General features: G+C 72.2%; 23 protein-coding genes and 2 pseudogenes. 15 read left to right on the top strand and 10 right to left on the bottom strand.

Annotation, left to right across the window (positions count from 1 at the left end):
- Positions 1-145: 145 nt before the first annotated feature.
- The 12 genes from AB0D93_RS17765 to AB0D93_RS17820 all read left to right on the top strand — a co-directional run bounded on the left by AB0D93_RS17765 (position 146) and on the right by AB0D93_RS17820 (position 10,300).
- Positions 146-718 (top strand): GNAT family N-acetyltransferase, encoded by a 573-nt coding sequence (locus AB0D93_RS17765; protein WP_362120192.1) that lies wholly within the window; start codon positions 146-148, stop codon positions 716-718.
- 127 nt (positions 719-845) lie between these two features.
- Positions 846-929, top strand: a complete 84-nt coding sequence (locus AB0D93_RS17770; RefSeq protein ID WP_309486338.1) for a putative leader peptide — start codon at positions 846-848, stop codon at positions 927-929.
- Positions 930-1,056: 127 nt separating this feature from the next.
- Positions 1,057-2,754, top strand: a complete 1,698-nt coding sequence (locus AB0D93_RS17775; protein ID WP_362120194.1) for a nitrite/sulfite reductase — start codon at positions 1,057-1,059, stop codon at positions 2,752-2,754.
- Complete coding sequence (locus tag AB0D93_RS17780) at positions 2,751-2,933, top strand: hypothetical protein (RefSeq protein WP_362120196.1); 183 nt, start codon at positions 2,751-2,753, stop codon at positions 2,931-2,933. Before AB0D93_RS17775 ends, AB0D93_RS17780 begins: the two co-directional genes overlap by 4 nt.
- Positions 2,930-3,640 carry a phosphoadenylyl-sulfate reductase gene (locus tag AB0D93_RS17785; protein ID WP_362120198.1) on the top strand — a complete coding sequence of 237 codons (711 nt, stop codon included), beginning with the start codon at positions 2,930-2,932 and terminating at the stop codon, positions 3,638-3,640. The genes AB0D93_RS17780 and AB0D93_RS17785 overlap by 4 nt, the downstream gene beginning before the upstream one ends.
- A 59-nt stretch (positions 3,641-3,699) precedes the next feature.
- Positions 3,700-4,263 carry an adenylyl-sulfate kinase gene (gene cysC / locus AB0D93_RS17790; protein WP_362120201.1) on the top strand — a complete coding sequence of 188 codons (564 nt, stop codon included), beginning with the start codon at positions 3,700-3,702 and terminating at the stop codon, positions 4,261-4,263.
- Positions 4,260-5,195: a sulfate adenylyltransferase subunit CysD gene (gene cysD / locus AB0D93_RS17795; protein ID WP_362120203.1), complete on the top strand. Its 936-nt coding sequence runs from the start codon at positions 4,260-4,262 to the stop codon at positions 5,193-5,195. The genes cysC and cysD overlap by 4 nt, the downstream gene beginning before the upstream one ends.
- Before the next feature lie 2 nt (positions 5,196-5,197).
- Complete coding sequence (locus AB0D93_RS17800) at positions 5,198-6,532, top strand: GTP-binding protein (RefSeq protein ID WP_362120205.1); 1,335 nt, start codon at positions 5,198-5,200, stop codon at positions 6,530-6,532.
- Between the two features lie 238 nt (positions 6,533-6,770).
- Positions 6,771-7,874, top strand: coding sequence for an ABC transporter substrate-binding protein (locus tag AB0D93_RS17805; RefSeq protein WP_362120207.1), 1,104 nt, complete (start codon positions 6,771-6,773; stop codon positions 7,872-7,874).
- Between the two features lie 12 nt (positions 7,875-7,886).
- Entirely contained in the window at positions 7,887-8,690 is an 804-nt protein-coding gene (locus AB0D93_RS17810; protein ID WP_362120209.1) for an ABC transporter ATP-binding protein, read from the top strand.
- Positions 8,677-9,561: an ABC transporter permease gene (locus tag AB0D93_RS17815; protein WP_362120211.1), complete on the top strand. Its 885-nt coding sequence runs from the start codon at positions 8,677-8,679 to the stop codon at positions 9,559-9,561. Before AB0D93_RS17810 ends, AB0D93_RS17815 begins: the two co-directional genes overlap by 14 nt.
- A 1-nt stretch (position 9,562) precedes the next feature.
- Positions 9,563-10,300: a sirohydrochlorin chelatase gene (locus AB0D93_RS17820; protein WP_362120213.1), complete on the top strand. Its 738-nt coding sequence runs from the start codon at positions 9,563-9,565 to the stop codon at positions 10,298-10,300.
- A 46-nt stretch (positions 10,301-10,346) separates the two neighbouring features.
- Here AB0D93_RS17820 and AB0D93_RS17825 read toward each other — a convergent pair whose 3' ends face one another.
- From AB0D93_RS17825 to AB0D93_RS17840, 4 genes are all read right to left on the bottom strand, one after another.
- Entirely contained in the window at positions 10,347-10,655 is a 309-nt protein-coding gene (locus tag AB0D93_RS17825; protein WP_362120215.1) for a hypothetical protein, read from the bottom strand.
- Between the two features lie 1,125 nt (positions 10,656-11,780).
- The gene (locus tag AB0D93_RS17830; RefSeq protein WP_362120217.1) at positions 11,781-12,416 is read right to left on the bottom strand and encodes a DsbA family protein; all 636 of its coding nucleotides are present in this window, start codon (positions 12,414-12,416) and stop codon (positions 11,781-11,783) included.
- Positions 12,417-12,471: 55 nt separating this feature from the next.
- Positions 12,472-13,416 (bottom strand): sigma-70 family RNA polymerase sigma factor, encoded by a 945-nt coding sequence (locus tag AB0D93_RS17835; protein ID WP_362120219.1) that lies wholly within the window; start codon positions 13,414-13,416, stop codon positions 12,472-12,474.
- Positions 13,417-13,534: 118 nt separating this feature from the next.
- Positions 13,535-14,551: a 2-dehydropantoate 2-reductase N-terminal domain-containing protein gene (locus tag AB0D93_RS17840; RefSeq protein ID WP_362120221.1), complete on the bottom strand. Its 1,017-nt coding sequence runs from the start codon at positions 14,549-14,551 to the stop codon at positions 13,535-13,537.
- 62 nt (positions 14,552-14,613) lie between these two features.
- Here AB0D93_RS17840 and AB0D93_RS17845 point away from each other — a divergent pair, with 62 nt between their 5' ends.
- Entirely contained in the window at positions 14,614-15,483 is an 870-nt protein-coding gene (locus AB0D93_RS17845; RefSeq protein ID WP_362120223.1) for a transglutaminase-like domain-containing protein, read from the top strand.
- On the opposite strand, the gene AB0D93_RS17850 is transcribed toward AB0D93_RS17845, so the two are convergent.
- Complete coding sequence (locus tag AB0D93_RS17850) at positions 15,449-16,003, bottom strand: DUF1697 domain-containing protein (RefSeq protein ID WP_362120225.1); 555 nt, start codon at positions 16,001-16,003, stop codon at positions 15,449-15,451. The genes AB0D93_RS17845 and AB0D93_RS17850 overlap by 35 nt on opposite strands.
- A gap of 397 nt (positions 16,004-16,400) precedes the next feature.
- On the opposite strand from AB0D93_RS17850, the gene AB0D93_RS17855 reads away from it, so the two are divergent.
- Positions 16,401-18,653, top strand: a complete 2,253-nt coding sequence (locus AB0D93_RS17855; protein ID WP_362120227.1) for an MMPL family transporter — start codon at positions 16,401-16,403, stop codon at positions 18,651-18,653.
- 86 nt (positions 18,654-18,739) lie between these two features.
- Here the strand turns inward: AB0D93_RS17855 and mgt are convergent.
- Positions 18,740-20,039 (bottom strand): annotated as a pseudogene (gene mgt, locus AB0D93_RS17860) (macrolide-inactivating glycosyltransferase).
- Positions 20,016-20,370: pseudogene (locus AB0D93_RS17865) on the bottom strand (sugar ABC transporter substrate-binding protein); the annotation flags it as partial. The pseudogenes mgt and AB0D93_RS17865, both read right to left, overlap by 24 nt.
- Before the next feature lie 128 nt (positions 20,371-20,498).
- On the opposite strand from AB0D93_RS17865, the gene AB0D93_RS17870 reads away from it, so the two are divergent.
- The gene (locus tag AB0D93_RS17870; RefSeq protein WP_362120229.1) at positions 20,499-21,362 is read left to right on the top strand and encodes an aminoglycoside phosphotransferase family protein; all 864 of its coding nucleotides are present in this window, start codon (positions 20,499-20,501) and stop codon (positions 21,360-21,362) included.
- 28 nt (positions 21,363-21,390) lie between these two features.
- Here AB0D93_RS17870 and AB0D93_RS17875 read toward each other — a convergent pair whose 3' ends face one another.
- The 3 genes from AB0D93_RS17875 to AB0D93_RS17885 all read right to left on the bottom strand — a co-directional run bounded on the left by AB0D93_RS17875 (position 21,391) and on the right by AB0D93_RS17885 (position 24,074).
- A complete protein-coding gene (locus tag AB0D93_RS17875) occupies positions 21,391-22,116 on the bottom strand; it encodes a 3'-5' exonuclease (protein ID WP_362120232.1) in 726 nt (241 codons plus the stop codon).
- 102 nt (positions 22,117-22,218) lie between these two features.
- A complete protein-coding gene (locus AB0D93_RS17880) occupies positions 22,219-23,457 on the bottom strand; it encodes an SAV2148 family HEPN domain-containing protein (protein ID WP_362120234.1) in 1,239 nt (412 codons plus the stop codon).
- 395 nt (positions 23,458-23,852) lie between these two features.
- A complete protein-coding gene (locus AB0D93_RS17885) occupies positions 23,853-24,074 on the bottom strand; it encodes a hypothetical protein (RefSeq protein WP_362120236.1) in 222 nt (73 codons plus the stop codon).
- Positions 24,075-24,086 lie beyond the last annotated feature (12 nt).

Genomic DNA, 24,086 nt, shown 5'->3' on the forward strand with positions numbered 1-24,086 from the left:
CGTTCGCCGGCTGAGCGGGACATCCACCGGGCACGGAGCCCGCCGGACACCTCCGCCGGGACTCCGGGAGCCCCCGCCCCCGGCCCCCGCCCCGAGTGACCCGGTCGATCGACAGACCGGGCAGGGGGATGATTCCCTGGCCCGCATGAGCAGCGTTCCTGTCACCACCTGGTCTCTGGAGCAGACCTCGGCGGCCGATCTTCTGCCCGCCGCCGCTCCCGAGGGCGACGTCCGGATCGTCCGTGCCGAGGTGCCCTCCCCCGAGTTCAGCCGGTTCCTGTACGCCTCGGTCGGCGGCGACATCCGCTGGACCGACCGGCTGGGCTGGACGTACGCGCGGTGGCAGGAGCACCTGGAGCGGCCCGGCGTGGAGACCTGGGTGACCTACGACCGGGGCACCCCGGCCGGTTATGTGGAACTGGAGCCGCAGGACGAGGGTGCGGTCGAGATCGTCTACTTCGGTCTGGTCCCGGCTTTCCGCGGCCGGCGCATCGGCGGCCATCTGCTGTCGTACGGCACGGCCCGCGCCTGGGACCTGGCCGAGCGGTGGCCGGGGCGCGCGCCGACGAAGCGGGTGTGGCTGCACACCTGCAGCAAGGACGGCGAGTTCGCCTTGGACAACTACCAGCGGCGTGGCTTCAAGCTGTTCGACACCAAGGTCGAGCTGGAAACGGACGCGCCGACTCCGGGTCCGTGGCCCGGCGCATACCCGGCCTGACCTGCCAGGACAAGCCTCCCGGCGACGCATGTGAGCGACGACACCCTTGTCCCACAATCCGGGACAAGGGTGTCCGCATGATGGATAAAGCTGGACTGTGTCCAGATCGCCGTGACACGCTTCCGTCATGTCTGGAACTGGAATTGCCTTGGTGAGTCGGCGGCACGTCGACCTCGGCCGCATGTCCAGCGCCATCTGTCCGGCGAGCTGACCGCCCCAGCACCGCCGAGCCCCCCCGTATCTGATTTCGCCCTGCGCAAGGACGCGCACGCCTGTCCGCGTGCGCGCGTACGCGCTGGTCAAGTGCCGATTCCCACCGGTCCGAAGGACGTAGAACCATGGCCGCCACTCCGCCGAACCCCGCCGCCTCCGCGCCCCGCCGCAAGGTGAGCCGTCACCGTGGTGAGGGTCAGTGGGCGGTGGGCCACTTCACCCCGCTGAACGGCAACGAGCAGGTCAAGAAGGACGACGACGGTCTCAATGTGCGGACACGCATTGAGACGATCTACTCCAAGCGCGGCTTCGACTCGATCGACCCGAGCGACCTGCGCGGCCGGATGCGCTGGTGGGGGCTGTACACCCAGCGCAAGCCCGGCATCGACGGCGGCAAGACCGCCGTACTGGAGCCGGAGGAGCTGGACGACCGCTACTTCATGCTGCGGGTGCGCATCGACGGCGGCGCGCTGACCACCCAGCAGCTGCGGGTGATCGGCGAGATCTCCCAGGAGTTCGCGCGCGGCACCGCCGACATCACCGACCGGCAGAACGTCCAGTACCACTGGATCCGGATCGAGGACGTGCCCGAGATCTGGGAGCGGCTGGAGGCCGTGGGCCTGTCCACGGTCACCGCCTGCGGCGACACCCCGCGTGTGATGATCGGCTCCCCGGTGGCGGGCATCGCCGAGGACGAGATCATCGACGGCACGCCGGCGCTGGAGGAGATGAAGCGCCGCGTGCTGAACAACAAGGCGTACTCGAACCTCCCCCGCAAGTTCAAGACGGCCATCTCGGGCTCGCCGCTGCTGGACGTCGTGCACGAGATCAACGACGTGGCGTTCGTCGGCGTACGGCACCCCGAGCACGGCCCGGGCTTCGACGTGTGGGTGGGCGGCGGCCTGTCCACCAACCCCAAGCTGGGCGTGCGGCTCGGCGCCTGGGTGTCGCTCGACGAGGTCCCGGACGTCTACGAGGGCGTCATCTCGATCTTCCGTGACTACGGTTACCGCCGGCTGCGCAACCGGGCCCGGCTGAAGTTCCTCGTCGCCGACTGGGGTGCGGAGAAGTTCCGGCAGGTGCTTCAGGACGAGTACCTCAAGCGCGAGCTGACCGACGGGCCCGCCCCCGAGCAGCCCGTCCAGCAGTGGCGCGACCACATCGGTGTGCACCGGCAGAAGGACGGCCGTTACTACATCGGTTTCGCCCCGCGGGTCGGCCGCGTCGACGGCGCCACGCTGACGAAGATCGCCGATCTCGCCGAGGCGCACGGCTCGGGCCGGGTGCGCACCACCGTCGAACAGAAGATGATCGTCCTCGATGTCGAACAGGACCAGGTCGACTCGCTGGTCGAGGGCCTGGAGGCGCTGGACCTCACCGCCCGGCCGTCCACCTTCCGGCGCGGCACCATGGCCTGCACCGGCATCGAGTTCTGCAAGCTCGCCATCGTCGAGACCAAGCAGCGCGGGGCGACGCTGATCGACGAGCTCGAGCGGCGGCTGCCGGAGTTCGACGAGCCGATCACCATCAACCTCAACGGCTGCCCGAACGCCTGCGCCCGTATCCAGGTCGCGGACATCGGTCTCAAGGGCCAGCTGGTCCTCAACGACCAGGGCGAGCAGGTCGAGGGCTACCAGGTGCACCTCGGCGGCGCCCTCGGCCTGGAGGCGGGATTCGGCCGCAAGGTGCGCGGTCTGAAGGTCACCGCGGACGAACTGCCCGACTACATCGAGCGGGTGCTGAAGCGGTTCCAGGCCGAGCGCGAGAACGGCGAGCGGTTCGCCGCCTGGGCCGCGCGGGCTTCCGAGGAGGCGCTGTCGTGAGCGAGCGGGCCGCGCCTTTCCACTGCCCCTACTGCGGCGACGAGGACCTGCGTCCGAGCGAAGAGGGCCACGGCGCCTGGGAATGCGGGGCGTGCAACCGCGCATTCCAGCTGAAGTTCCTCGGGCTGCTCGCCCGGGGGCTGCAGCGAGCCGACAACGGAGGGGACGAGCGAATATGACGACCGCTCAGAAGGACTGCACCACCGAGGAGTTGAAGGCACTCGCCGAGCAGGCGGGACGCGACCTCGAAGACGCCTCCGCCCTGGAGATCCTCCAGTGGGCGGTCGACACCTTCGGTACGAAGTTCTGCGTCACGTCCTCCATGGAGGACGCCGTCGTCGCCCATCTCGCCTCGCGCGCGAGGAAGGGCGTGGACGTCGTCTTCCTCGACACCGGTTACCACTTCCCGGAGACCATCGGCACCCGCGACGCCGTCGAGGCCGTGATGGACGTCAACGTCATCACCCTCACGCCGAAGCAGACGGTCGCCGAACAGGACGCGGAGTACGGCCCGAAGCTGCACGACCGCGACCCCGACCTGTGCTGCGCCCTGCGCAAGGTCAAGCCTCTCGAGGAGGGCCTGAAGGGCTACCAGGCGTGGGCGACCGGCCTGCGCCGCGACGAGTCCCCGACCCGGGCGAACACCCCGGTGGTCGGCTGGGACGAAAAGCGGCAGAAGGTCAAGATCTCCCCGATCGCCCGCTGGACGCAGGACGACGTGGACGCGTACGTCGCCGAACACGGCGTCCTCACCAACCCGTTGCTGATGGACGGTTACCCCTCCATCGGCTGCGCCCCGTGCACCCGGCGGGTACTGGAGGGCGAGGACGCGCGCGCCGGCCGCTGGGCGGGCCGCGCCAAGACCGAGTGCGGGCTGCACGGATGACCGCGCGCACGGCGACGCACACCTCGTCCACAGCTGACGTTGCCACTGCTGTGACGGACATGACCACTGCCACCCAGGAGAACCACGTGACCACCGGAGCCACCGTCTGGCTCACGGGTCTGCCGAGCGCCGGCAAGACCACCATCGCGTACGAGCTGGCCGGCCTGCTGCGTGCCGAGGGCCACCGCGTCGAGGTGCTCGACGGCGACGAGATCCGCGAGTTCATCTCGGCGGGCCTCGGCTTTTCCCGCGAGGACCGGCACACCAACGTGCAGCGCATCGGCTTCGTCGCCGAGCTGCTCGCCCGTAACGGCGTCAAGGCGCTGGTGCCGGTGATCGCGCCGTACGCGGACAGCCGGGAGGCGGTGCGGAAGCGGCACGCGGAGAACGGGACGTCGTACGTGGAGATCCATGTGGCGACCCCCGTCGAGGTGTGCAGCGTGCGCGATGTGAAGGGGCTGTACGCCAAGCAGGCCGCGGGCGAGCTGACCGGGCTGACCGGGGTCGACGACCCCTACGAGCAGCCCGAGGCCCCGGATCTGCGGATCGAGTCGCAGCACCAGACCGTGCAGGAGTCCGCGGCGAGCGTGTACGCCCTGCTGAGCGAGAGGGGACTGGCATGACCACGGTCGCCAAGCGAGAGGACGGCACGGCCAGCCCGTACGCCCTGTCGCACCTGGACGCGCTGGAGTCCGAGGCGGTGCACATCTTCCGGGAGGTGGCGGGCGAGTTCGAGAACCCGGTGATCCTGTTCTCCGGGGGCAAGGACTCCATCGTCATGCTGCACCTCGCGCTGAAGGCGTTCGCGCCGGCGGGCGTGCCGTTCTCGCTGCTGCACGTGGACACCGGGCACAACTTCCCGGAGGTCCTCGACTACCGGGACCGTACGGTCGAGAAGCACGGCCTGCGCCTCCATGTGGCCTCCGTGCAGGACTACATCGACCGCGGGGTGCTCAAGGAGCGTCCCGACGGCACCCGCAACCCGCTGCAGACGCTGCCGCTGACGGAGAAGATCCAGAGCGAGAGGTTCGACGCGGTCTTCGGCGGCGGCCGCCGGGACGAGGAGAAGGCCCGCGCCAAGGAGCGGGTGTTCTCGCTGCGCGACGAGTTCTCCCAGTGGGACCCGCGCCGCCAGCGTCCCGAGCTGTGGAACCTGTACAACGGCCGGCACGCCCCCGGTGAGCACGTCCGGGTGTTCCCGCTGTCCAACTGGACCGAGCTGGACGTGTGGCAGTACATCGACCGTGAGGGCATCGAGCTGCCGCAGATCTACTTCGCGCACGAGCGCGAGGTGTTCCAGCGGGGCGGCATGTGGCTGACGGCGGGCGAGTGGGGCGGCCCGAAGGACGGCGAGCGGGTCGAGAAGCGCCAGGTCCGCTACCGCACCGTCGGTGACATGTCCTGCACCGGCGCCGTCGACTCCGACGCGACCACGCTGGACGCCGTGATCACCGAGATCGCCGCCTCCCGGCTGACCGAGCGGGGCGCGACCCGCGCCGACGACAAGATGTCCGAAGCCGCGATGGAAGACCGCAAGCGCGAGGGGTACTTCTAAGCATGAGCACGACCACGACCGAGGCGCTCTCGGCCACCACGCTGCTGCGGTTCGCCACCGCCGGCTCCGTCGACGACGGCAAGTCCACGCTCGTCGGACGGCTGCTGCACGACTCCAAGTCGGTCCTCACCGACCAGCTGGAGGCCGTGGAGCGGGCCTCCGCGAGCCGCGGCCAGGAGGGCCCGGACCTCGCGCTGCTCACCGACGGCCTGCGTGCCGAACGGGAGCAGGGCATCACCATCGACGTGGCCTACCGCTACTTCGCCACGCCCCGGCGCCGGTTCATCCTGGCCGACACGCCGGGCCATGTGCAGTACACGCGGAACATGGTCACCGGCGCCTCCACCGCCGAGCTGACGGTGATCCTGGTGGACGCCCGCAACGGCGTGGTCGAGCAGACCCGGCGGCACGCGGCGATCGCGGCCCTGCTGCGGGTCCCGCACGTCGTCCTCGCGGTCAACAAGATGGACCTCGTCGGCTACGAGGAGAAGGTGTTCGCCGCGATCGCCGAGGAGTTCACGGCGTACGCGACCGAGCTGGGCGTGCCCGAGGTCACCGCGATCCCGATCTCGGCGCTGGCCGGCGACAACGTGGTGGACCCGTCCGCGAACATGGACTGGTACGGCGGTCCCACGGTCCTGGAACACCTGGAAACCGTTCCCGTGAGCCACGATCTGGCGCACTGCCACGCCCGGCTGCCCGTGCAGTTCGTGATCCGGCCGCAGACCGCCGAGCACCCGGACTACCGGGGCTACGCGGGCCAGATCGCGGCCGGCACCTTCCGGGTGGGCGAGGAGGTCACGGTGCTGCCGTCCGGGCGGACCACGCGGATCGCGGGCATCGACCTGCTGGGCGAGCCGGTCGACGTGGCCTGGACGACGCAGTCGGTGACGGTCCTGCTCGAGGACGACATCGACGTCTCGCGCGGCGACCTGATCGTGCCGACGAAGGACGCGCCGGCCACCACCCAGGACGTGGAGGCCACCGTCTGCCATGTGGCCGACGAACCGCTGACCGTCGGCCACCGGGTGCTGCTCAAGCACGGCACCCGCACGGTCAAGGCGATCGTGAAGGACATCCCGTCCCGGCTGACGCTGGACGACCTGTCCCTGCACCCGCACCCGGGACGGCTCGTCGCCAACGACATCGGCCGGGTGAAGATCCGTACCGCGGAGCCGCTGCCGGTCGACTCCTACGCCGACTCGCGGCGCACCGGCTCCTTCATCCTGATCGACCCGAGCGACGGCACGACGCTGACCGCGGGCATGGTCGGCGAGTCGTTCGCCGCGCCCGAGCCGGTCAAGGACGAGTCCGAGAACGACGGCTGGGACTTCTGAGCATGAATCCGACCGACGTCTACTCGACGTTCGCCAAGGAGGGCGGCCGCATCGGCAGCGGCGCCCTCGGCAGCGGGCAGGGCGGAGTGGCGCGATGTGTGCGCTGACGTACGCGCACCGCTTGCGCGCCCTCACCCCCCACCCGGCGCCGTCCCGGAAACGACGAAGACCCCTTGCCGAATTCCCGGCCACGACCTGAGAGACCGTGACCGCCGGGCCTCCGAGAGGAACACCTCCCGTGCCTGCAACGACCGCCTTCCGCCGCATCCTCGCGGTGTCCGCCGCCCTCCCTCTGCTCACCCTCGCCGCCTGCGGTTACGGTTCCGACGCCAAGAACGAGAACACCGCCAAGGTCGCCGCCGGGGCCAAGAAGATCGACGGACTGGACTCCGTGAAGATCGGCTACTTCGGCAACCTGACGCACGCCACCGCGCTGGTCGGCAACGACAAGGGCTTCTTCCAGAAGGAGCTGGGCGCCACCCGGCCCTCGTACCAGGTCTTCAACGCCGGCCCGTCCGAGATCGAGGCCCTCAACTCGGGCTCGATCGACATCGGCTGGATCGGCCCCTCCCCCGCGATCAACGGTTACACCAAGTCGGACGGCAAGAACCTGCGCATCATCGGCGGTTCGGCGTCGGGCGGTGTGAAGCTGGTCGTGAACCCGAAGAAGATCAAGTCGCTGCAGGACGTCAAGGGCAAGAAGATCGCCACCCCTCAGCTGGGCAACACGCAGGACGTGGCGTTCCTCAACTGGGTCGCCGAGCGGGGCTGGAAGGTCGACGCGCAGAGCGGCAAGGGCGACGTGTCGGTCGTCCGCACCGACAACAAGGTGACCCCGGACGCGTTCGCGTCCGGCTCCATCGACGGCGCCTGGGTGCCGGAGCCGACCGCGTCGAAGCTGGTCGCCGAGGGCGGCAAGGTGCTGCTGGACGAGGCTTCGCTGTGGCCGGACAAGAAGTTCGTGATCACGAACATCGTCGTGCGGCAGGCCTTCCTGAAGGAGCACCCCAAGGCGGTCGAGGCGGTGCTGAAGGCCTCGGTCGAGGCCAACAAGTGGATCAACGCCAACCCGGACGCGGCGAAGGCCGCGGCGAACAAGCAGCTGGCGGCGGACTCCGGCAAGGCATTGCCGGCCGGCGTCCTCGACCCGGCCTGGAAGTCGATCCGGTTCACCGACGATCCGCTGGCCGCGACCCTGAACACCGAGGCGCAGCACGCGGTCAAGGCGGGTCTGCTGGAGAACCCGAAGCTGGACGGCATCTATGACCTCACCCTGCTGAACAAGGTCCTCAAGGCCCAGGGCGAGCCCGCCGTCAGCGACGCCGGTCTCGGCGTCAAGTAGCCCCGAAAGCCGATGAGTTCCCAGGAGGTGACGACCATGGCCACGACCTTCGCCAAGGCCGCCGAAGCCGTAGAGCACGCGGCGCGCATCGAGCACGTCTCGAAGTCCTTCGCGCATCCCGGTGGGCAGCAGCTCGTCCTGGACGACATCAGCCTCGATGTCGCGCCGGGTGAGTTCGTCACCCTCCTGGGGGCCTCGGGCTGCGGCAAGTCGACCCTGTTGAACCTGGTGGCGGGGCTGGACAAGCCCTCCGCCGGCAGCATCACGACCCACGGCCGGCCCGCTCTGATGTTCCAGGAGCACGCCCTGTTCCCGTGGCTGACCGCGGGCAAGAACATCGAACTCGCCCTGAAGCTCCGGGGCGTCGCGAAGAACGAGCGGCGCGAGCGGGCCGAGCGGCTGCTCGAACTGGTCCGGCTGCAGGGCGCGTACGGCAAGCGGGTGCACGAACTGTCCGGCGGTATGCGCCAGCGCGTGGCCCTGGCCCGCGCGCTCGCGCAGGACAGCCAACTGCTGCTGATGGACGAGCCGTTCGCCGCGCTGGACGCCATCACCCGTGACCTGCTGCACGACGAACTGACCCGGATCTGGGCGGAGACGGGCGTGTCGGTGCTGTTCGTCACGCACAACGTGCGCGAGGCGGTCCGCCTCGCGCAGCGGGTCGTGCTGCTGTCGTCGCGGCCGGGCCGGGTGGCGCGCGAGTGGCAGGTGGACATCCCGCAGCCCCGGCGCATCGAGGACGCGCCGGTCGCCGAACTGTCCCTCGAGATCACCGAAGTACTGCGTGGGGAGATCCGCCGCCATGGCCAGCACTGAGACGAAGACGGCCACGGACGCGGGAAGCGTCGAGGCGGGCCTGGACGCCCTGGAGACCTCCGTCACCACCCGGACCCCCTTCCGGCAGACCTTCACCGGCAAGATCCTGCCGCCGCTGGTCGCCACGGCGGTGGTGCTGCTGGTGTGGCAGGCGCTGATCTCCTTCAAGATCGTCGACAATCCGGCGAAGCTGCCGTCGCCCGCCGCCGTCGCGGACGAGTTCAAGTCGGCCTGGCTGCAGGGCACGCTGCTCGGCTACATCTGGACCTCCGTCTCGCGCGGTCTGCTGGGCTTCCTGTTCGCGCTGGCCATCGGCACCCCGCTGGGGCTGGTCGTGGCCCGGGTGAAGTTCGTGCGCGCGGCCATCGGCCCGGTGCTGTCCGGGCTGCAGTCGCTGCCGTCGGTGGCCTGGGTGCCGCCCGCGGTGATCTGGCTGGGCCTGAACAACTCGATGATGTACGCGGTGATCCTGCTGGGCGCGGTGCCGTCCATCGCCAACGGTCTGGTGTCCGGCATCGACCAGGTGCCGCCGCTGTTCCTGCGGGCGGGCCGCACGCTGGGCGCGACCGGGCTGAGGGGTGCCTGGCACATCGTGCTGCCGGCCGCGCTGCCGGGCTATCTGGCCGGCCTCAAGCAGGGCTGGGCGTTCTCCTGGCGCTCGCTGATGGCGGCGGAGATCATCGCCTCCTCCCCCGACCTGGGCATCGGCCTGGGCGCGCTGCTGGAGAACGGCCGCAACGCCAGTTCCATGTCGATGGTGTTCGAGGCGATCTTCCTGATCCTGTTCGTCGGCATCGCCATCGACCTGCTGATCTTCAGCCCGCTGGAGCGGTGGGTGCTGCGCAACCGCGGTCTGCTGGTGAAGGGCTGACATGCGCGCCCCGGTCCTCGTCGTCATCGCCCACGGCAGCCGCGATCCGCGGCACGCCGCGACCGTGCACGCCCTGGTGGAGCGGGTACGGTCGCTGCGGCCGGGACTGCGTGTAGAGACCGGTTTCCTCGATTTCAACGTGCCGTCCGTGCACGGGGTACTGGAGTCGCTGGCGGCTCAGGGCGTGCGGGACGTGGTCGCCCTGCCGCTGCTGCTCACCCGGGCCTTCCACGCCAAGGCGGACATCCCCGCCGTGCTGCGGGAGGCGCCGACACGGCTGCGGATCCGGCAGGCGGACGTGCTCGGCCCGTCGCCGCTGCTGCTGTCGGCACTTCAACGGCGGCTGTACGAGGCGGGGTTGACCCCTGCCGACAAGTCCTCGACCGGGGTCGTGCTGGCCTCGGCGGGGTCCTCCGACCCGGAGGCGATCGCGGTGATCGCCGATATCGCGCGGGAGTGGTGGCACACCGGTTGGTGCGCCGTGCGGCCCGCGTTCGCCTCCGCATCCCTTCCCCGCACCGAGGACGCCGTGGCCGAGCTGCGCGCCCTGGGCTGCGAGCGGGTGGCCGTCGCGCCGTACGTCCTGGCCCCCGGTTTCCTGCCGGACCGCATCGCGCGCGGCGCGGCCGGGGCGGACGTACTGGCGGACGTGCTGGGCGCGGCGCCGGAGGTGGCGCAGCTGCTGCTGGAGCGCTACGACCAGGCGCGCCGGCCGGCACTGGCGGCCCTGGGGGCCTGAGCAGGCGGCCGACGGCCCGGGCCCTGTGGCGGCAGGGCCCAGCCGGTCACAGTCCGAGTGCGTGCAACAGCTGCTGGGTGAAGGTGAGGCTGCCGGTGCCGGCCCCGGCTCCGATGGCGACGGTCTCCAGCGCGGTGCGGATCCGGCCCCGGTTCGGCGGCAGGCCGTCCTCGGCGGAGAGGGCCAGTTCCCTCTGGACGCTCTCCCCGCACGCGACGAGGCCCGGGTACTCGGCTCGCAGCGCGTCGGTGAGCCAGCCGGCGACGGTCATGAGGGTGTCGAGGTCCGGGGTGCCGTTCCTGAGGTCGATGGGGGCGAAGTCGGCGGGGCGGTTCCCGAAGTTGTAGGTACTCATGTCCTGTCCTTGCTTGTGGTCCGAAGGAGCCTTCGGGGGCATGGGGTGGCTGCGCGTCCGGCGCGTGCGGCCCGGATCACCCGGGTCCCGGTGACGCCCGGGGCGGTCGCGTCCCGGCGGGCGAAGCCGCCGGGAGCACTGACGTTACCGAGGTCGCGGACGGGCCGGCCGATGGCGGGGACGGCGTTGTCGGGGGTGGCGGTGAGGGTGGCGCGGTACCGCAGAAACCGTTCTCTGACGGCGAGTTGACCGGGGACGACGCGGCGGTCCCGGGGCCGCCGCGGGCGGTCCGACGCCGTTCGGCGCGGGGACGCGCGTGGCTGCCGGGGGAGCCTTCCGGGGCCTGGGCGGCCGAAGGGCCCGGTGATGCCGGGGAGCCGCCGGGCCGCCTCGGTGGTGCAGTCACCGCTGCCGGCGAACGGCTCGGTGCGGGCGGCCCCGTCGGCGTGGAGTGGGACGCCGGTGTGCATGAGCTCTTTCGGCGCGGCCCCGGCGCCCGGCGGTGCGGAGTGCGATGGCTCGCCGGCCGCGCCCGCGAGGCGGACCGCTGCCGTGCCGCGGCCACCGCCCTCCGTACGCCGGGGCGGGACCCGGGCGGCCGCGAAGGCGCCGAATGGGCCGAAAATCGCCACCCGTCCGGGTGATCGGCGTCCGTTGACCCGATCCCGTAGCGCGCCCAGGAGCCGACGGGACAGGGCCGTGCCGGGCCGCCGTCCCAGGGGCCCACGGCGCAGGGACGTGCGGTGGCGGGTGGCCACGCGCGCGTGCCGGACGGGAGCCGCGCGGGGGACGCCGGAGCCAGGCCAGGGCGCGCTCGGCCGCCGGGTCACCGCTCCCCCGCGCCACCGCCGCGGCACCGTTGCCGGCGTGCCCGTCACGCTCATCCGTCCCCCTCCGGCCGTCTGCGCGCTTCACCCTAGGGACGGCCGGGTGACTTTGTCGCGAGGTTCGCCGAGCGCTTCCCCCGGGGGGCGGGGGCGTGGTAGAGGGCCGCCGGGTCCGGCGCTCCCCTGTGACGTCGGACCGCGGCGGCTTCTTCGTTCTGCGCCGCTCCCGGCCCCCGTGTCACACGCTCGGCGGACGCGGCGCGCGCGAGGGACGCTTATCGGCCACTCCCCTTCCCGGTCAGTCGAAGCGGAGGGCGCCGGTGCGGGTGCGCTTGAGTTCGAAGAGGTCGGGGTGGCGGGCCAGCACCCGGAAGCTGTCAAAGAGTTCGGCCGCCTCGGCGCCGCGCGGAATCGCCCGCAGCACGGGCCCGAACCACACCGTGCCGTCGATGTGCAGGGTCGGTGTGCCGACATAGGCGCCGGTCTCCGGCTCGGCACCGGCCGCATGGCTGCGTCGTACCGCGTCGTCGTACGACGGGTCGTGGGCGGCGGCCGACAGGTCGGCGGGCAGCCCGAGTTCGGCCAGCGACTCGGTGATCACCTGGTCGAAGTCCTTGATCTCGCGTTCGTGGATCCGGGTGCCGAAGGCGGTGTACAGGTCGCGCAGCACCTTCTCGCCGTGCCGTTCGGCGGCGGCGACGGCGACCCGCACGGGGCCGATCGAGCGGTCGACCAGGTCGCGGTACCAGTCGGGGAGTTCGTTGCCCGTGTTGTGCAGGTACAGGCTCATCACCCGGAACCGGAGGTCGAGGGGGCGCAGGCGCTCCACCTCCAGCATCCAGCGGGAGGTGATCCAGGCGAAGGGGCAGGCCGGGTCGAAGAAGAAGTCGACCCGGGTCGGGGCGGACTCGGTGGCGGTGTCGCGGTACGTCATGGTGGTGACGCTAGCCGGTCGCCGGCTCGGTATCCCGGCCCAATCCGGCTCCGCTTCACTGGTCCAATGCCCCGTGGTCAGCGGCCCTCGTCCGCCCGGGGCCGGCGACCGCGATCTCCGTCCCGCGCAGGCGTCCGGGTTCCGCCACGACGTCGATCCGGGTGATCCGGCCGCCTGTGCCGAAGGCGAAGGCCAGGACCAGGCGCGGTCGCCCGTACGGCGCCATGACCAGGCCGAAGTCGCCGTCCAGCAGGGCGAGTCCGGTGAACCGGGCACGGGCCATGGCCGCCATCGCACCCTGCGCGACGGGCCGGGCACCGCGTACGGTGACCGGTTCGGGCGTGGGGACGACCAGCGCGTCGGCGTGCAGCACCACGTCCGGGTCGAGCAGGGCGACCAGCGCCGCGAAGTCGCCGCTCCGGGTGGCGGCCAGGAACGCCTCCACGGCCCGGCGCCGGCGTCCGGCGTCGGCGCCGGGCGCGGGCGGCCGGCCCTGGACACGGCGGCGGGCCCGGCTGGCCAGCTGCCGGGTGGCCGCCGGGCTCTTCTCGATCAGCGGGGCGATCTCCTCGAAGGGCACGGCGAACATGTCGTGCAGCACGAAGGCGACCCGCTCGGCCGGACCGAGGGTGTCGAGGACGACCAGCAGCGCGACCCCGACCTGGTCGGCCAGGAGTGCCTCCCGGGCGGGGTCGCCGGTGTCGGCCGGCGGCGGGGAGCCGTCGGCCGCGTCGTGGGCGCCGAGGGGTTCCTCGCGGCGGTTGCGGCGGGACCGCAGCATGTTGAGGCACACCCGGGTCACCACGGTGGTCAGCCAGCCGGTGGGGTTGCGCACCGCGTCGAGGTCGGCCTGCCGGGCCCGCAGCCAGGCCTCCTGCAGAGCGTCGTCGGCCTCGGACGCGGAGCCGAGCAACCGGTGTGCCACGGCCGCCAGGTGCGCCCGGTCCGCCTCGAACCACGCCGCGAGCGGCCGCCCGGGAACCCCCTCGAAGTCGTCCACCGTCTCCCCCGTCCCCTTCCCCTGCGCCGCGCCCCGGCACGAGCGGCTCGTGCGCGTCCGGGTCCACGAAACGCCCATCGGGCCGGAAGATCAACCGCATGGGGTGGGTCGCCGGGGATCAGCCGGCGGCCGCCACCGCCTCGTCGGCCAGGCGCACCAGTTCCGCGACCGGCAGCGACCCGGCGGCCCGGCGCTCGCGCGCGAACCGGTTGGCGAGCCGCTGGAGGAGTTCGTTCAGCGGGGTCGGGACGCCGTGCAGGCGGCCGAGGAGGACGATCTCCCCGTTGAGGTGGTCGGCCTCGATGGTGCCGGTCCTACGGGCGAGCGACTGCCAGGAGGAGCCGCCGCCGCGCGGTGCCCCGTCCAGCGGCACCAGGGTGACCTTGCCGTCGCGGGCCGTGCGCTGTTCCGCGGGGCTCGTGTGGGCGATGCCGGCCGCGTCGAGCACGGCCTCCCCCTCCGCCCGCACCCGCGTGAGCAGGGTGTGCGCGGCCTCGTCGGCGGCGGGCCCGCACAACGCCTCGAAGGCGGTGCCGAGGTTCCAGAGCAGCTTGGCGTACTGCCAGCGGGCCACGTCGGGCACGACCGGTGCCTCGAAGCGGGCGGCCTCCAGGTCGGCGGCGATCCGGCGGGCGGTGTCGTCGGTGCCGTGCGGCAGGCGGCCGAGGTGCAGGATGCCGGTGAGCGGGCTGCCGGCGGCGGAGACGACGCCGGGCTCCACGTGGGTCGAGGGCAGCCAGACGCAGACGCCGTACACCTGCCGGAAGCGGCGCAGGGCCAGCCGTCCGCTCTCCACGCCGTTCTGCAGGCAGACCAGCGGCAGCCGCCCGGCCGCCGTGCCGCCGCCCGCGACGGGCACCTCCGCCCAGGTCTCCAGGGCGGCCACGGTGTCCTGCGTCTTCACGGCGAGGACCAGCACGTCGTCGACGCGCAGTTCGCCGAGCGGGCCGGGTCCGTCGACGGCGGGCAGGCGGTACCTCGACTCCCCTTCCGGCACCCGCAGTCGCAGCCCGTGCTCGTGCAGTGCCGCCAGGTGCTCGCCGCGCGCCACGAGCACGACCTCGCGCCCGGCCTGGGCCAGCCGCCCGCCGACGGTCCCGCCGACCGCTCCGGCCCCGATGATGACGTAACGCATGAACCAGAGCCTCGCACAGGCGTACTTGGCCTTGCCCCTGGGGGAAGGCGAAGCGTGCGGGCATGGACGACCTCCACCTGCGGCAGACGCCGTACAGCGACCCGGGTGACCTGGACGTCGCCGCCCTGCCCCGTGATCCGCGCCGGCTGGCCGGGCTGGTGCGCGGGCTGATCCTGCACCGGCTGGAGGGCGAGCGGTTCGGATACGCCATCCCCGGGGAACGGCTGCACCACGACGCCGAGTCCCGGTACGTGACGGAGATCCTGCGCATCCTGCGCGAGCGCGGCAGCGGCCCGCTCACCGAGGAGCGGCCGTACGACCAGAGGTTCGTCGGCACCTGCCGGGACTACGCGCTGCTGCTGTGCTCCCTGCTGCGGGCCACCGGCACCCCGGCCCGCGTCCGGGGCGGGTACGCCACCTACTTCGTCGAGGGCTTCCACGACGACCACTGGGTGACCGAGTACCAACTCCCCGACGGTTCCTGGCGGTTGGCGGATGCACAGGTCCACGACGACCGCTACGGCGTGCCCTTCGACCCGCTGGACGTGCCCCGGGACCGGTTCGTCGTCGCCGCGCGGGCGTGGCGGGCCTGCCGGGACGGCCGGGCGGACCCGGACACCTTCGGCGTCTGGGGCGTGCCGGAGCTGCGCGGACTGCGGATGGTGGCCCACAGTGTGGTGCTCGACCTGGCCTGTGTGGCCGGCACCGAGACGCTCCCCTGGGACTGCTGGGGGCCGTGGGATTCCGAGCAGGCCCTCGCCCTGGGCGACCTCGCACTGCTGGACGCGGTGGCCGCCGCCGGGACCGGCGAGGAGCTGCGCCGTCTGCACGCGGACCCGAGACTCGCCGTGCCCCGCGAGGTCGTCGCGCACACGACCTTCCTCGGGCGGCGGACGGTCACGCTCCCGGAGCGGTCAACTCGGCCAGTTTGAGCACGGTGTTCCAGTTCCGGCTCGTGGCGATCAGGCCGCCCCGGGTCAGACGCGGGCGGGACAGTGCCTCGGCGAGCTTGGAGCGGCCGACGCCCTCGGGTGCGTACAGGTAGAGGCAGCGGTCACCGAGCCGGAACTCCTCGGGCAGGTGGGCTGCCTGGTCGATGCCCGCGTAGCGGTCCGGGGTGACGGGCGCGGAGAAGTACGTGACGTGCAGTTGCCTCGGCTCCAGGTCGGCGGCCGGGAACGGGCAGGCCTCGGCGACCGCCGTCAGATAGGCGTGGTCGCGCACGAGCACGTCGACCGCGAAGCCGAAGTGTTCCTCGATCGCCCCGGTGAGCTCCGCCGCCAGCGACTCCTCGTCGCCATGGCCGGCGGTGAACACGGCCTGGCCGCTCTGCAGATAGGTCCGTACGCCGGTGTGGCCGAGGCCGGTCAGCAGCGTGCGGAGGTCGGCCATGGGCATCTTCTTGCTGCCGCCGACGTTGATCCCGCGCAACAGCGCCGCGTAGGTCGTCATCGGGCCAGCCTAAGCGGCCGTCGTGCCCCGTGGGGGCGGGCACGACGGCCGGGCCCGCGCGGGGCGGGCTGCGCGAAACTCTCGCCGATCGGCGGGGGCCGGATCAACCTCTACACGCACCTGTGACTTGTTCAACAAGGTTTCGTAATCACAAACCGCCGCGCCGGCGGCAGAACGGACAACCCATGTCCGCGCCGGCGCGAGAACCCCGAGCGGCGTCCCCGAGAAGTACGGATGGATGTAAGGGGCCGCTGTCCTCCCCAGTGGTGACGGGCGGGTCGCCGAGTTCACCGGGCAGCACGACGAGAGGCGTTCGTCCGGCTCATACGGTCGATGCGTAACGAACGCAGACGTGGCGGCTGGGGGCCGCCACCGCACACGAGGGGGAAGACCCGCGATGGGGAACAGGGACGTGCGGGTGCGGGGGCTGGCCGCCCGCGCCGGCGGCTGGAGCGCCCGGCACCGCTGGGCTGCCGTCGGCATATGGGTGCTGTTCGTCGTGCTGGCGATGGGGCTCGGCTCGGCGGCGGGCCGGGTCGACGTGGACGAGGGCGACCAGCTCAAGGGCGAGACGCACACCGCCGCACAGATCATCGACGACGCGGGGATCAAGCAGCCGGCCGGCGAGAGCGTCCTGATCCAGTCCAGGGAGGCCGGCGTCACGGCGACCGGGGCCGGGTTCCGGGCCGCCGTCGCCGACGTGGTGAAGGCCGTCGAGGGCACGGGCGAGGTCACCTCCGTGACCTCGCCGTACGACACGCACACCATCTCCCGGGACGGCCGCAGCGCGCTGGTGCAGTTCGACATGCGGGGCGACGCCAAGACGGCCGTCGACCGCGTCGAGCCGGTGCTGAGCGCCGTCGCCGGGGTACGGAAGGCGCACGGTGACCTGCGGATCGAGGAGATCGGCGGCGCCAGCATGCAGAAGCAGTACAAGGACGCCTTCGGGGACGACTTCCAGCAGGCCGAGTACTCCGCGGTGCCGGTGGCGCTGGGCATCCTGCTGATCGCCTTCGGCGCGCTGGTGGCGGCGCTGCTGCCGGTGGCCCTCGCGATCACCGCGATCATGGCGACGATGGGCCTGATGGGCCTCGTCAGCCATCTGCAGCCGATGAGCGACACCGCCAACTCCGTGATGCTGCTGGTCGGTATGGCCGTGGGCGTCGACTACTGCCTGTTCTACCTGCGCCGCGAGCGAGAGGAACGGCTGGCCGGGCGGGACCCGGGTACCGCCCTCAGGATCGCCGCCGCCACCAGTGGCCGCGCGGTGATCGTCTCCGGGGTCACCGTGTGCGTGGCGATGGCGGGCATGCTGTTCACCGGGCTCGCCGAGTTCGAGGCGATGGGCCTGGCCTCGCTGATGGTGGTCGCGGTCGCCATGGTCGGCTCGGTGACGGTGCTGCCGGCACTGCTGTCGCTGCTCGGCGAGCGGGTGGAGAAGGGGCGGATCCCGTTCCTCGGCCGCAGGCGTCCCAGGCGGGCCACGGGCGAGGGAAGCCGGTTCTGGACGGCGGTCCTGCGCGGAGTGCTGGCCAAGCCGCTGGTCTCCGTCGTCGTGGCGGCCGGCGCGCTGCTGGCGGTCGCGGCGCCCGCGCTCGGCATGAAGACCCAGCAGCTCACCCTGGACCAGGAGTTCGGGAAGTCGCTGCCGATCGTGCAGACGTACAACCGTGTCAACGACGCCTTCCCGGGCGGCAGCGAGCCGGCCCAGGTCGTCGTCGAGGCCAGGGACATCAACGCCCCCGAGGTGCGGCAGGCGCTGGCCGACTTCAAGCAGCGGGCGATCACCTCGGGCGCCTCGCGCGGCCCGATCGACATCCGGCTGCACCCGGCGCAGAACGTCGCCCTGGTCTCCGTGCCGCTGGTCGGCGGCTCCGACATGGACCGGGCGGTCAAGAGCCTGGACAAGCTGCGCGACGAGGTGCGGCCCGCCACCCTCGGTAAGGTGGCCGGCGTGCGGGCGCCGATCACCGGGCAGGTGGCCGGCAACCACGACTTCAACGACCAGTTGCTCGGCTCCGTCGTCCCGGTCTTCGCCTTCGTGGTCGTCTTCGCCTTCCTGCTGATGCTGCTGTCGTTCCGCTCGCTGACCGTGGCGATCACGTCGATCGTGCTCAACCTGCTGTCGGTGGGCGCCGCGTACGGCATCCTCGTCGCCGTCTTCCAGCACGGCTGGGGTGCCTCACTGGTGGGCGCTCAGGGGGTCGGCGCGATCGTGACCTGGCTGCCGCTGTTCCTCTTCGTGATCCTGTTCGGTCTGTCGATGGACTACCACGTGTTCGTCGTCTCCCGGATCCGCGAGGCCCGGCTGCGCGGCCGCAGTACGACGGACGCGATCCGGCACGGCGTGGTCACCACGGCCGGTGTCGTCACCAGCGCCGCGGTCATCATGGTCGCCGTGTTCGCGATCTTCGGCACGCTGTCGATGCAGTCCATGAAGCAGATGGGCGTGGGTCTGGCCGCGGCGGTCCTCATCGACGCGACGGTCATCCGCGGTGTGCTGCTGCCGGCCGTGATGGCACTGCTCGGCGAGCGCAACTGGTACCTGCCGAAGTGGCTGCACCGGCTGCCCGACCTCACCCACGACGAGGCACCGGAGGCGGTCGCCTCCCGGCCGGTGCGCGAGGAGGGCGAGCGGCTGCCGGTCTGACGCGCCGCCCGTCCTGCGGGGCGGTCCGGAGCGTGCGGGGGCACGGGGGCGTGGCGGTGGGCCGCGCCCCCGCGGCCGGCCGCGCGTCACACACCGCCCCGCGCCCCCGGTCCGGGCAGTTCGGCCTCGATGAGGTCCGCTGCCCTGCGGGTGCCGCCCTCCTGGGCCATCTCGGCCTGGACGTCCTTCAGCCGGCGGGCCACCCCCGGGTCGTCCACCAGGGCCAGCGCGGCCTCGCGGAGGCGGTCGGCGGTGGCCTCCTCGGTGTCCAGGCGCCGTGCGACACCGAGGGCCTGGAGCATGTCGGCGTTGCCGAACTGGTCGACGGCCTGGGGGACGGCGATCATCGGCGTGGCGGTGGCCAGCCCCTCCTGGCTGCCGCCGGCGCCCGCGTGCGTGACGAACAGGTCGGCCTGCCGCAGGATCGCCAACTGGGGCACCCAGTCGCGCACTTCGACGCCGGACGGTACGTCGCCCAGCTCGGCGGCGGACACGTGCCTGCCGACCTGGAGGACCAGGTGCCAGCCGGGCAGGTCCGCGAAGGCGCGGACGCAGGCGCGGTAGAACGCGGGCTGTCTGGTGAAGGCCGAACCCAGCGACACCAGCACGACCTTCTCGGCACCGGCGGGCCGCTGCCAGTCGCCCTGGTCGGCCCGGTCGCCCTGACAGGCGCCGACGAAGGTGTACACGCGCTCGTCGACCCGGTCCGCGTGGGGCTGGAGGGCCCTGGGGATGAGCACGATCGAGCGCTTGGGGCCGATGAAGGAGTCCCATCGCCCGGTGATCCCGTTCTCGGCCAGCCAGGACTCGAACCGCCTCTCGTAGGCCTGCCCGCGCGCGGTCTTCCGCGGCTCGGCCCACATCGGCTCGAACACCTCCTCCTCGTACCCCTCCCAGGCGACGAGGTTCGGGGAGAGGGAGATCGCCGGGACGCCCCAGCGACGGGCGAGGACGCGGGCCGGATAGGAGGCGATGTCGTGCAGCACGAGGTCGGGCTCGTCGCCCGCGTAGGCCCGGGCGAGCTGCGGGAGCGCCTGGACCGCGTCCGCCAGGAACAGCTCGACGTGGTCCAGCAGCATGGTCCCCCAGGCCTCCGGGTCGGCGTCGGGTCCGGGCAGCGTGCTGGTGTACGGCACCGGCCGGGCCCCGGTGGCGGCCACCTTCTCGGCGAACACCGGCGGGATGGCGTAGGTGACCCGGTGTCCCCGGGCGACGAGTTCGCGGATCACCTCCAGGCTGGGATTCACATGGCCGTGCGCGGCGATGGAGAACATGGCGATATGGGCGGGAGCGGTCATGGCACCCACCGTAAACGAGACGAGACGTCTCGTCGAAGCGTTTTCCGTCCTGCGGCGCGGTACGGCGCTGACAGCGGGCGAGGACCAGGTTGCCGTGCTTCTGCAGGCGTCTGCGCAGTTCGCGGAGGCCGATCGCGCCGCCGCAGTACTCCTGTGCAGGGCGGGGTCCTTCAGGGCCCGGGTGCCGGTGGGCGGCGTCCAGTCGCCCAGGGCGAGACGGACCATGCTCCTCGGGCGCAGCAGGAAGTCGACGAACGCTCGACGGCCTCCTTCTTGTACGGGCAGTCGGCCTTGTACGGGCAGTCGGCGGAGACGGCAAGGGTCTGCGGGCTGACGCCCTGGGCGAGCCCGCCGGCTCCCGCGGGGGCGGGCAGCACCTGCCCACGGAAGCCCTTCGGCGCCTGCCGCACGATCTGCCGGCCACCGCCCGACCTGTACGAATGCGAGACTGGCCGCGGAGACCCGACCGGGCCGGACTGTCCGGCACCCGCACGGCGGCGGCCGGGTTCGCGTACGGCACGGGACGACAGCGCGGCACGGAGGCACGATGGACGAGGCACGGGCACGGGACGTACTGGCCACGGCGGGAGTGCTGCCGGGACCGGTCCGGGACGCGGCTCTGCTCGCCCTCGGCGAGAACGCGGTGTTCGCCGCCGGTGACGTGGTGGTGAAGGTGGGCCGCGACGCCGAGCTGCTGCAGCGGGCCCGGCGCGAGCTGGACATCGCCTGCTGGCTGGCCGAGGCGGGCGTGCCGGCGGTACGGGCGGCCGAGCCGGAGCCACGGCTGGTGGACGGTCACCCGGTGACGGTGTGGCACCGGCTGCCGGATCCCGTACGGCCCGCCGAACCGCGGGATCTGGCCCGGTTGCTGCGGATGGTGCACGCACTCCCCGCCCCTCCCTTCGCGTTGCCGCCCCGCGAGCTGCTGGGCGGTGTGGAGCGCTGGCTGCGGCTCGCGGGCGATGCGATCGACCCCGGGGACGCGGCGTATCTCCGGGCACGCCGGGACGGGTTCGCGGCGGCCGCGGCCGCACTGACGCCGCATCTGCCGCCGGGGCCCATCCACGGGGACGCGCTGCCCCGCAATGTGCACATCGGGCCGGACGGGCCGGTCCTGGTCGACCTGGAGACCTTCTCCGCCGACCTGCGCGAGCACGACCTGGTGGTCATGGCCCTCTCCCGCGACCGGTACGGCCTGCCCGCCGAGGCGTACGACTCCTTTGCCGGGGCGTACGGGTGGGATGTGCGGGAGTGGGAGGGGTGCGGTGTGCTCCGCGGGGCCCGGGAGACGGCCAGCTGCGCCTGGGTGGCCCAGCACGCGCCGAGCAACCCGAAGGCGCTGGACGAGTTCCGGCGACGGGTGGGGTCGTTGCGGGACGGGGACGAGACCGTGCGCTGGTACCCGTTCTGACAGCTGGGCGGGACCGGCTGCCCGCCGGCTACGCCGGCTGGCCCTCCGTCAGCTCGCGCAGCGGCCAGGCCCCGTCCACCACCGCCGCCGGATCCCCCTTGCGCCGCAGGAACGCCTGGAAGTCCGCCGCCCAGTCCGCGTACCACTCGATCTGCCGTTGGTGGAGGTCGGCCGGGCTCAGGGCGGCGATCTTCGGGTGGCGGCCGGCTATCGCGGAGGCGAGGCGCGCCGCGGCGAGGGCGTCGGCCGGGGCCGTGTGGGCCGCGTCGAGCGCTATGCCGTACTCGGCGCAGACCGCTTCCAGGTTCCGCTTGCCACGGCGGTAGCGGTCGACCCAGCGGTCGATGGTGTAGGGGTCGACGACCGGGGCGGGGGCCGGGCCGCCCAGGCGGTCGGCGAGGGACGGCAGGGCGTGGCGGCGCAGTTCTGCGGAGAGCAGGGTGAGGTCGAACGCGGCGTTGTACGCCACGACCGGAACGCCCGCCTTCCAGTACCCCACGAGGACGTCGGCGATGGCGTCGGCCACCTGGTCGGCCGGGTGGCCCTCGGCCGTCGCCCGCTCGTTGCTGATGCCGTGCACCGCCACCGCGTCCGCCGGGATCTCCACTCCCGGATCGGCCAGCCATTCCCTGCGCCCCATGGGCTCGCCGCCCCTGACCTCGATCACCGCGCCGGTGACGATGCGCGCCTCGCGCGGATCGGTCCCGGTCGTCTCCAGGTCGAAGCCGATCAGCAGCTCCTGGTGCCAGCCCATGGGCGGCCCCCCTTCTTGGTGGTGCTTTCCCCCAGTGGCCTCCACCCTCGCACGCGCCACTGACAGTCGGAGGATCGCATTCCGCTTGCACCGGTGGACACTTCAGGACACGGGGCGCGAATCCGCCCAGGTCAGCTCGAACTCCTCACGGTATGTCGGGAAGAGCCCGGCTTCCGCGGTGTCGCCGGACCTGACCAGCTTGCTGCCGTTGCGCAGCACCAGCACCGGTGACTCCATCCCGCGGGCCCCGCGCAGATAGGACTGCACCACGGCGATGCCGTCGGCGCCGTCGCCGTCCACCAGGTAGGCGGTGAAGCGCGGGGTCTCGTCGTAGACCTGGATCTCGAAGGCGCCCGGGTCGCGCAGCCGGGAGCGGACCCGGCGCATGTGCAGGATGTTCATCTCGACCGACCGGCTCAGTTCGCCCCGTTTCATCCCCAGTTCACGCTCGCGGCGCTTGACCGAGCTGGAGGCCGGGTTGAGGAAGAGCAGCCGTACCCGGCAGCCGGACTCGGCGAGCCGGACCAGGCGGCGGCCGGAGAAGTTCTGCACCAGCAGGTTGAGGCCGATGCCGATGGCGTCGAGGCGGCGGGCGGAACCGAAGATGTCCTCGGCCGGGAACTGGCGCAGCAGCCGCACCCGGTCCGGGTGCACGGCGACGACGTCCGCGTACCGGTCGCCGACGAGGTCCTCGACCGCGTCCACCGGCAGCCGGCGCGCGGAGGGCACGTCACCACCGGCGCCGAGCATCTCCAGGAGCCGGGCCGAGGCGCGCTCGGCCTGGCTGAGGACCGCCTCGGACAGCGCCCGGTTGCGGGAGACGACGTTGCGGGTCACCTCCAGCTCGTCGAGGGCGAGTTCGAGGTCACGCCGTTCGTCGAAGTACGGTTCGAAGCACGGCCAGTGCTGCACCATCAGCTCGCGCAGCTGCGGCAGGGTGAGGAAGCTGAGCACGTTGTCGTCGGCCGGGTCGAGCAGATAGCCCTTGCGGCGGCTGACCTCGCGCACGGCGACCGCCCGCTGCACCCACTCCTGCCCGGCGGGGCCGGCGGCGGCGACCACCCAGTCGTCGCTGTGGACGGGTTCGTAGATGGGGCGCAGCACTGCGGCGACGACGGCGCGCAGCCGCTGTTCGACGAGGTTCAGCCAGATGTAGGCCCGGCCGGCCCGCTGGGCGCGGGTGCGCACCTCGCGCCAGGCGTCGGCGTCCCAGTCCAGCTCCGGCCCGATGGACCCCGCGTCCATCGGCCTGGCCAGGGACACCGCGCCGGGCGGGACGTCTGTGGAGTTCCCCTCGTGACCCTCGTCACCAGGGGGCAGCTCCAGGCCTCCCGAGCCCACCCGTGCACCGCCTTCCGCTCCCCCGGGCCTCTCCCAGTCTCAACGATCAAGGAAGGGTACTCCGCGAGAGGTCGGCGGTGCAGCCGGATGGACAGGTCGGTTTCTCAACTGTTTTGCTCAACTACGCTGTTCGCAAAGGCCGTTCCGCCACGTCAGGTCACGCGGAGTGAGCGGATTCATAGGCGTGACGTCCCACGAGGTGACGGCGAGGCCCTGCCGGTGCACCGGCATGGGCTGCTGGTCCTCGTTCGGTGCGACGGGGTGGAATCCGACATTCGTCCAGATCCTCACGCTCGGGCCCGCTGTCCGCCGACGGGGTCGGGGACCTTGACGGTCCGGCAACGACAGGTTGGTGAAGTGGGGTTTCCCGCCGGTGGCGTCCTGGTGGTCCGCCGTCAGGCGCGCCGGGGTCCGATCGGGGCGGTCCGCCCGGCCCGCCGGATCTCGTCGTCGGTCAGCGGATCGCGGCCGGTGCCCCTGCCGTGCTCGGCGGGCGCCTGTTCCTCCGCCCCCGCGGAACAAGGCAGGGTGATCGCGGCCCTCGCGGCGGCTTCCACCGTCGCGAGGGCCGCTCCTGCCACCGACTTGCCCAGGCGACGGTGCACTGTCTCACGCACATCGTCCCCCTG

The sequence above is a fragment of the Streptomyces sp. NPDC048191 genome (assembly GCF_040652655.1).
Taxonomy (GTDB): domain Bacteria; phylum Actinomycetota; class Actinomycetes; order Streptomycetales; family Streptomycetaceae; genus Streptomyces.

Coding starts and splice junctions, on each gene's coding strand:
- AB0D93_RS17765 (WP_362120192.1), top strand. CDS start 146: ATGAGCAGCGTTCCTGTCACCACCTGGTCTCTGGAGCAGACCTCGGCG.
- AB0D93_RS17770 (WP_309486338.1), top strand. CDS start 846: ATGTCTGGAACTGGAATTGCCTTGGTGAGTCGGCGGCACGTCGACCTC.
- AB0D93_RS17775 (WP_362120194.1), top strand. CDS start 1,057: ATGGCCGCCACTCCGCCGAACCCCGCCGCCTCCGCGCCCCGCCGCAAG.
- AB0D93_RS17785 (WP_362120198.1), top strand. CDS start 2,930: ATGACGACCGCTCAGAAGGACTGCACCACCGAGGAGTTGAAGGCACTC.
- cysC (WP_362120201.1), top strand. CDS start 3,700: ATGACCACTGCCACCCAGGAGAACCACGTGACCACCGGAGCCACCGTC.
- cysD (WP_362120203.1), top strand. CDS start 4,260: ATGACCACGGTCGCCAAGCGAGAGGACGGCACGGCCAGCCCGTACGCC.
- AB0D93_RS17800 (WP_362120205.1), top strand. CDS start 5,198: ATGAGCACGACCACGACCGAGGCGCTCTCGGCCACCACGCTGCTGCGG.
- AB0D93_RS17810 (WP_362120209.1), top strand. CDS start 7,887: ATGAGTTCCCAGGAGGTGACGACCATGGCCACGACCTTCGCCAAGGCC.
- AB0D93_RS17815 (WP_362120211.1), top strand. CDS start 8,677: ATGGCCAGCACTGAGACGAAGACGGCCACGGACGCGGGAAGCGTCGAG.
- AB0D93_RS17820 (WP_362120213.1), top strand. CDS start 9,563: ATGCGCGCCCCGGTCCTCGTCGTCATCGCCCACGGCAGCCGCGATCCG.
- AB0D93_RS17825 (WP_362120215.1), bottom strand. CDS start 10,655: ATGAGTACCTACAACTTCGGGAACCGCCCCGCCGACTTCGCCCCCATC.
- AB0D93_RS17830 (WP_362120217.1), bottom strand. CDS start 12,416: ATGACGTACCGCGACACCGCCACCGAGTCCGCCCCGACCCGGGTCGAC.
- AB0D93_RS17840 (WP_362120221.1), bottom strand. CDS start 14,551: ATGCGTTACGTCATCATCGGGGCCGGAGCGGTCGGCGGGACCGTCGGC.
- AB0D93_RS17845 (WP_362120223.1), top strand. CDS start 14,614: ATGGACGACCTCCACCTGCGGCAGACGCCGTACAGCGACCCGGGTGAC.
- AB0D93_RS17850 (WP_362120225.1), bottom strand. CDS start 16,003: ATGACGACCTACGCGGCGCTGTTGCGCGGGATCAACGTCGGCGGCAGC.
- AB0D93_RS17855 (WP_362120227.1), top strand. CDS start 16,401: ATGGGGAACAGGGACGTGCGGGTGCGGGGGCTGGCCGCCCGCGCCGGC.
- AB0D93_RS17870 (WP_362120229.1), top strand. CDS start 20,499: ATGGACGAGGCACGGGCACGGGACGTACTGGCCACGGCGGGAGTGCTG.
- AB0D93_RS17875 (WP_362120232.1), bottom strand. CDS start 22,116: ATGGGCTGGCACCAGGAGCTGCTGATCGGCTTCGACCTGGAGACGACC.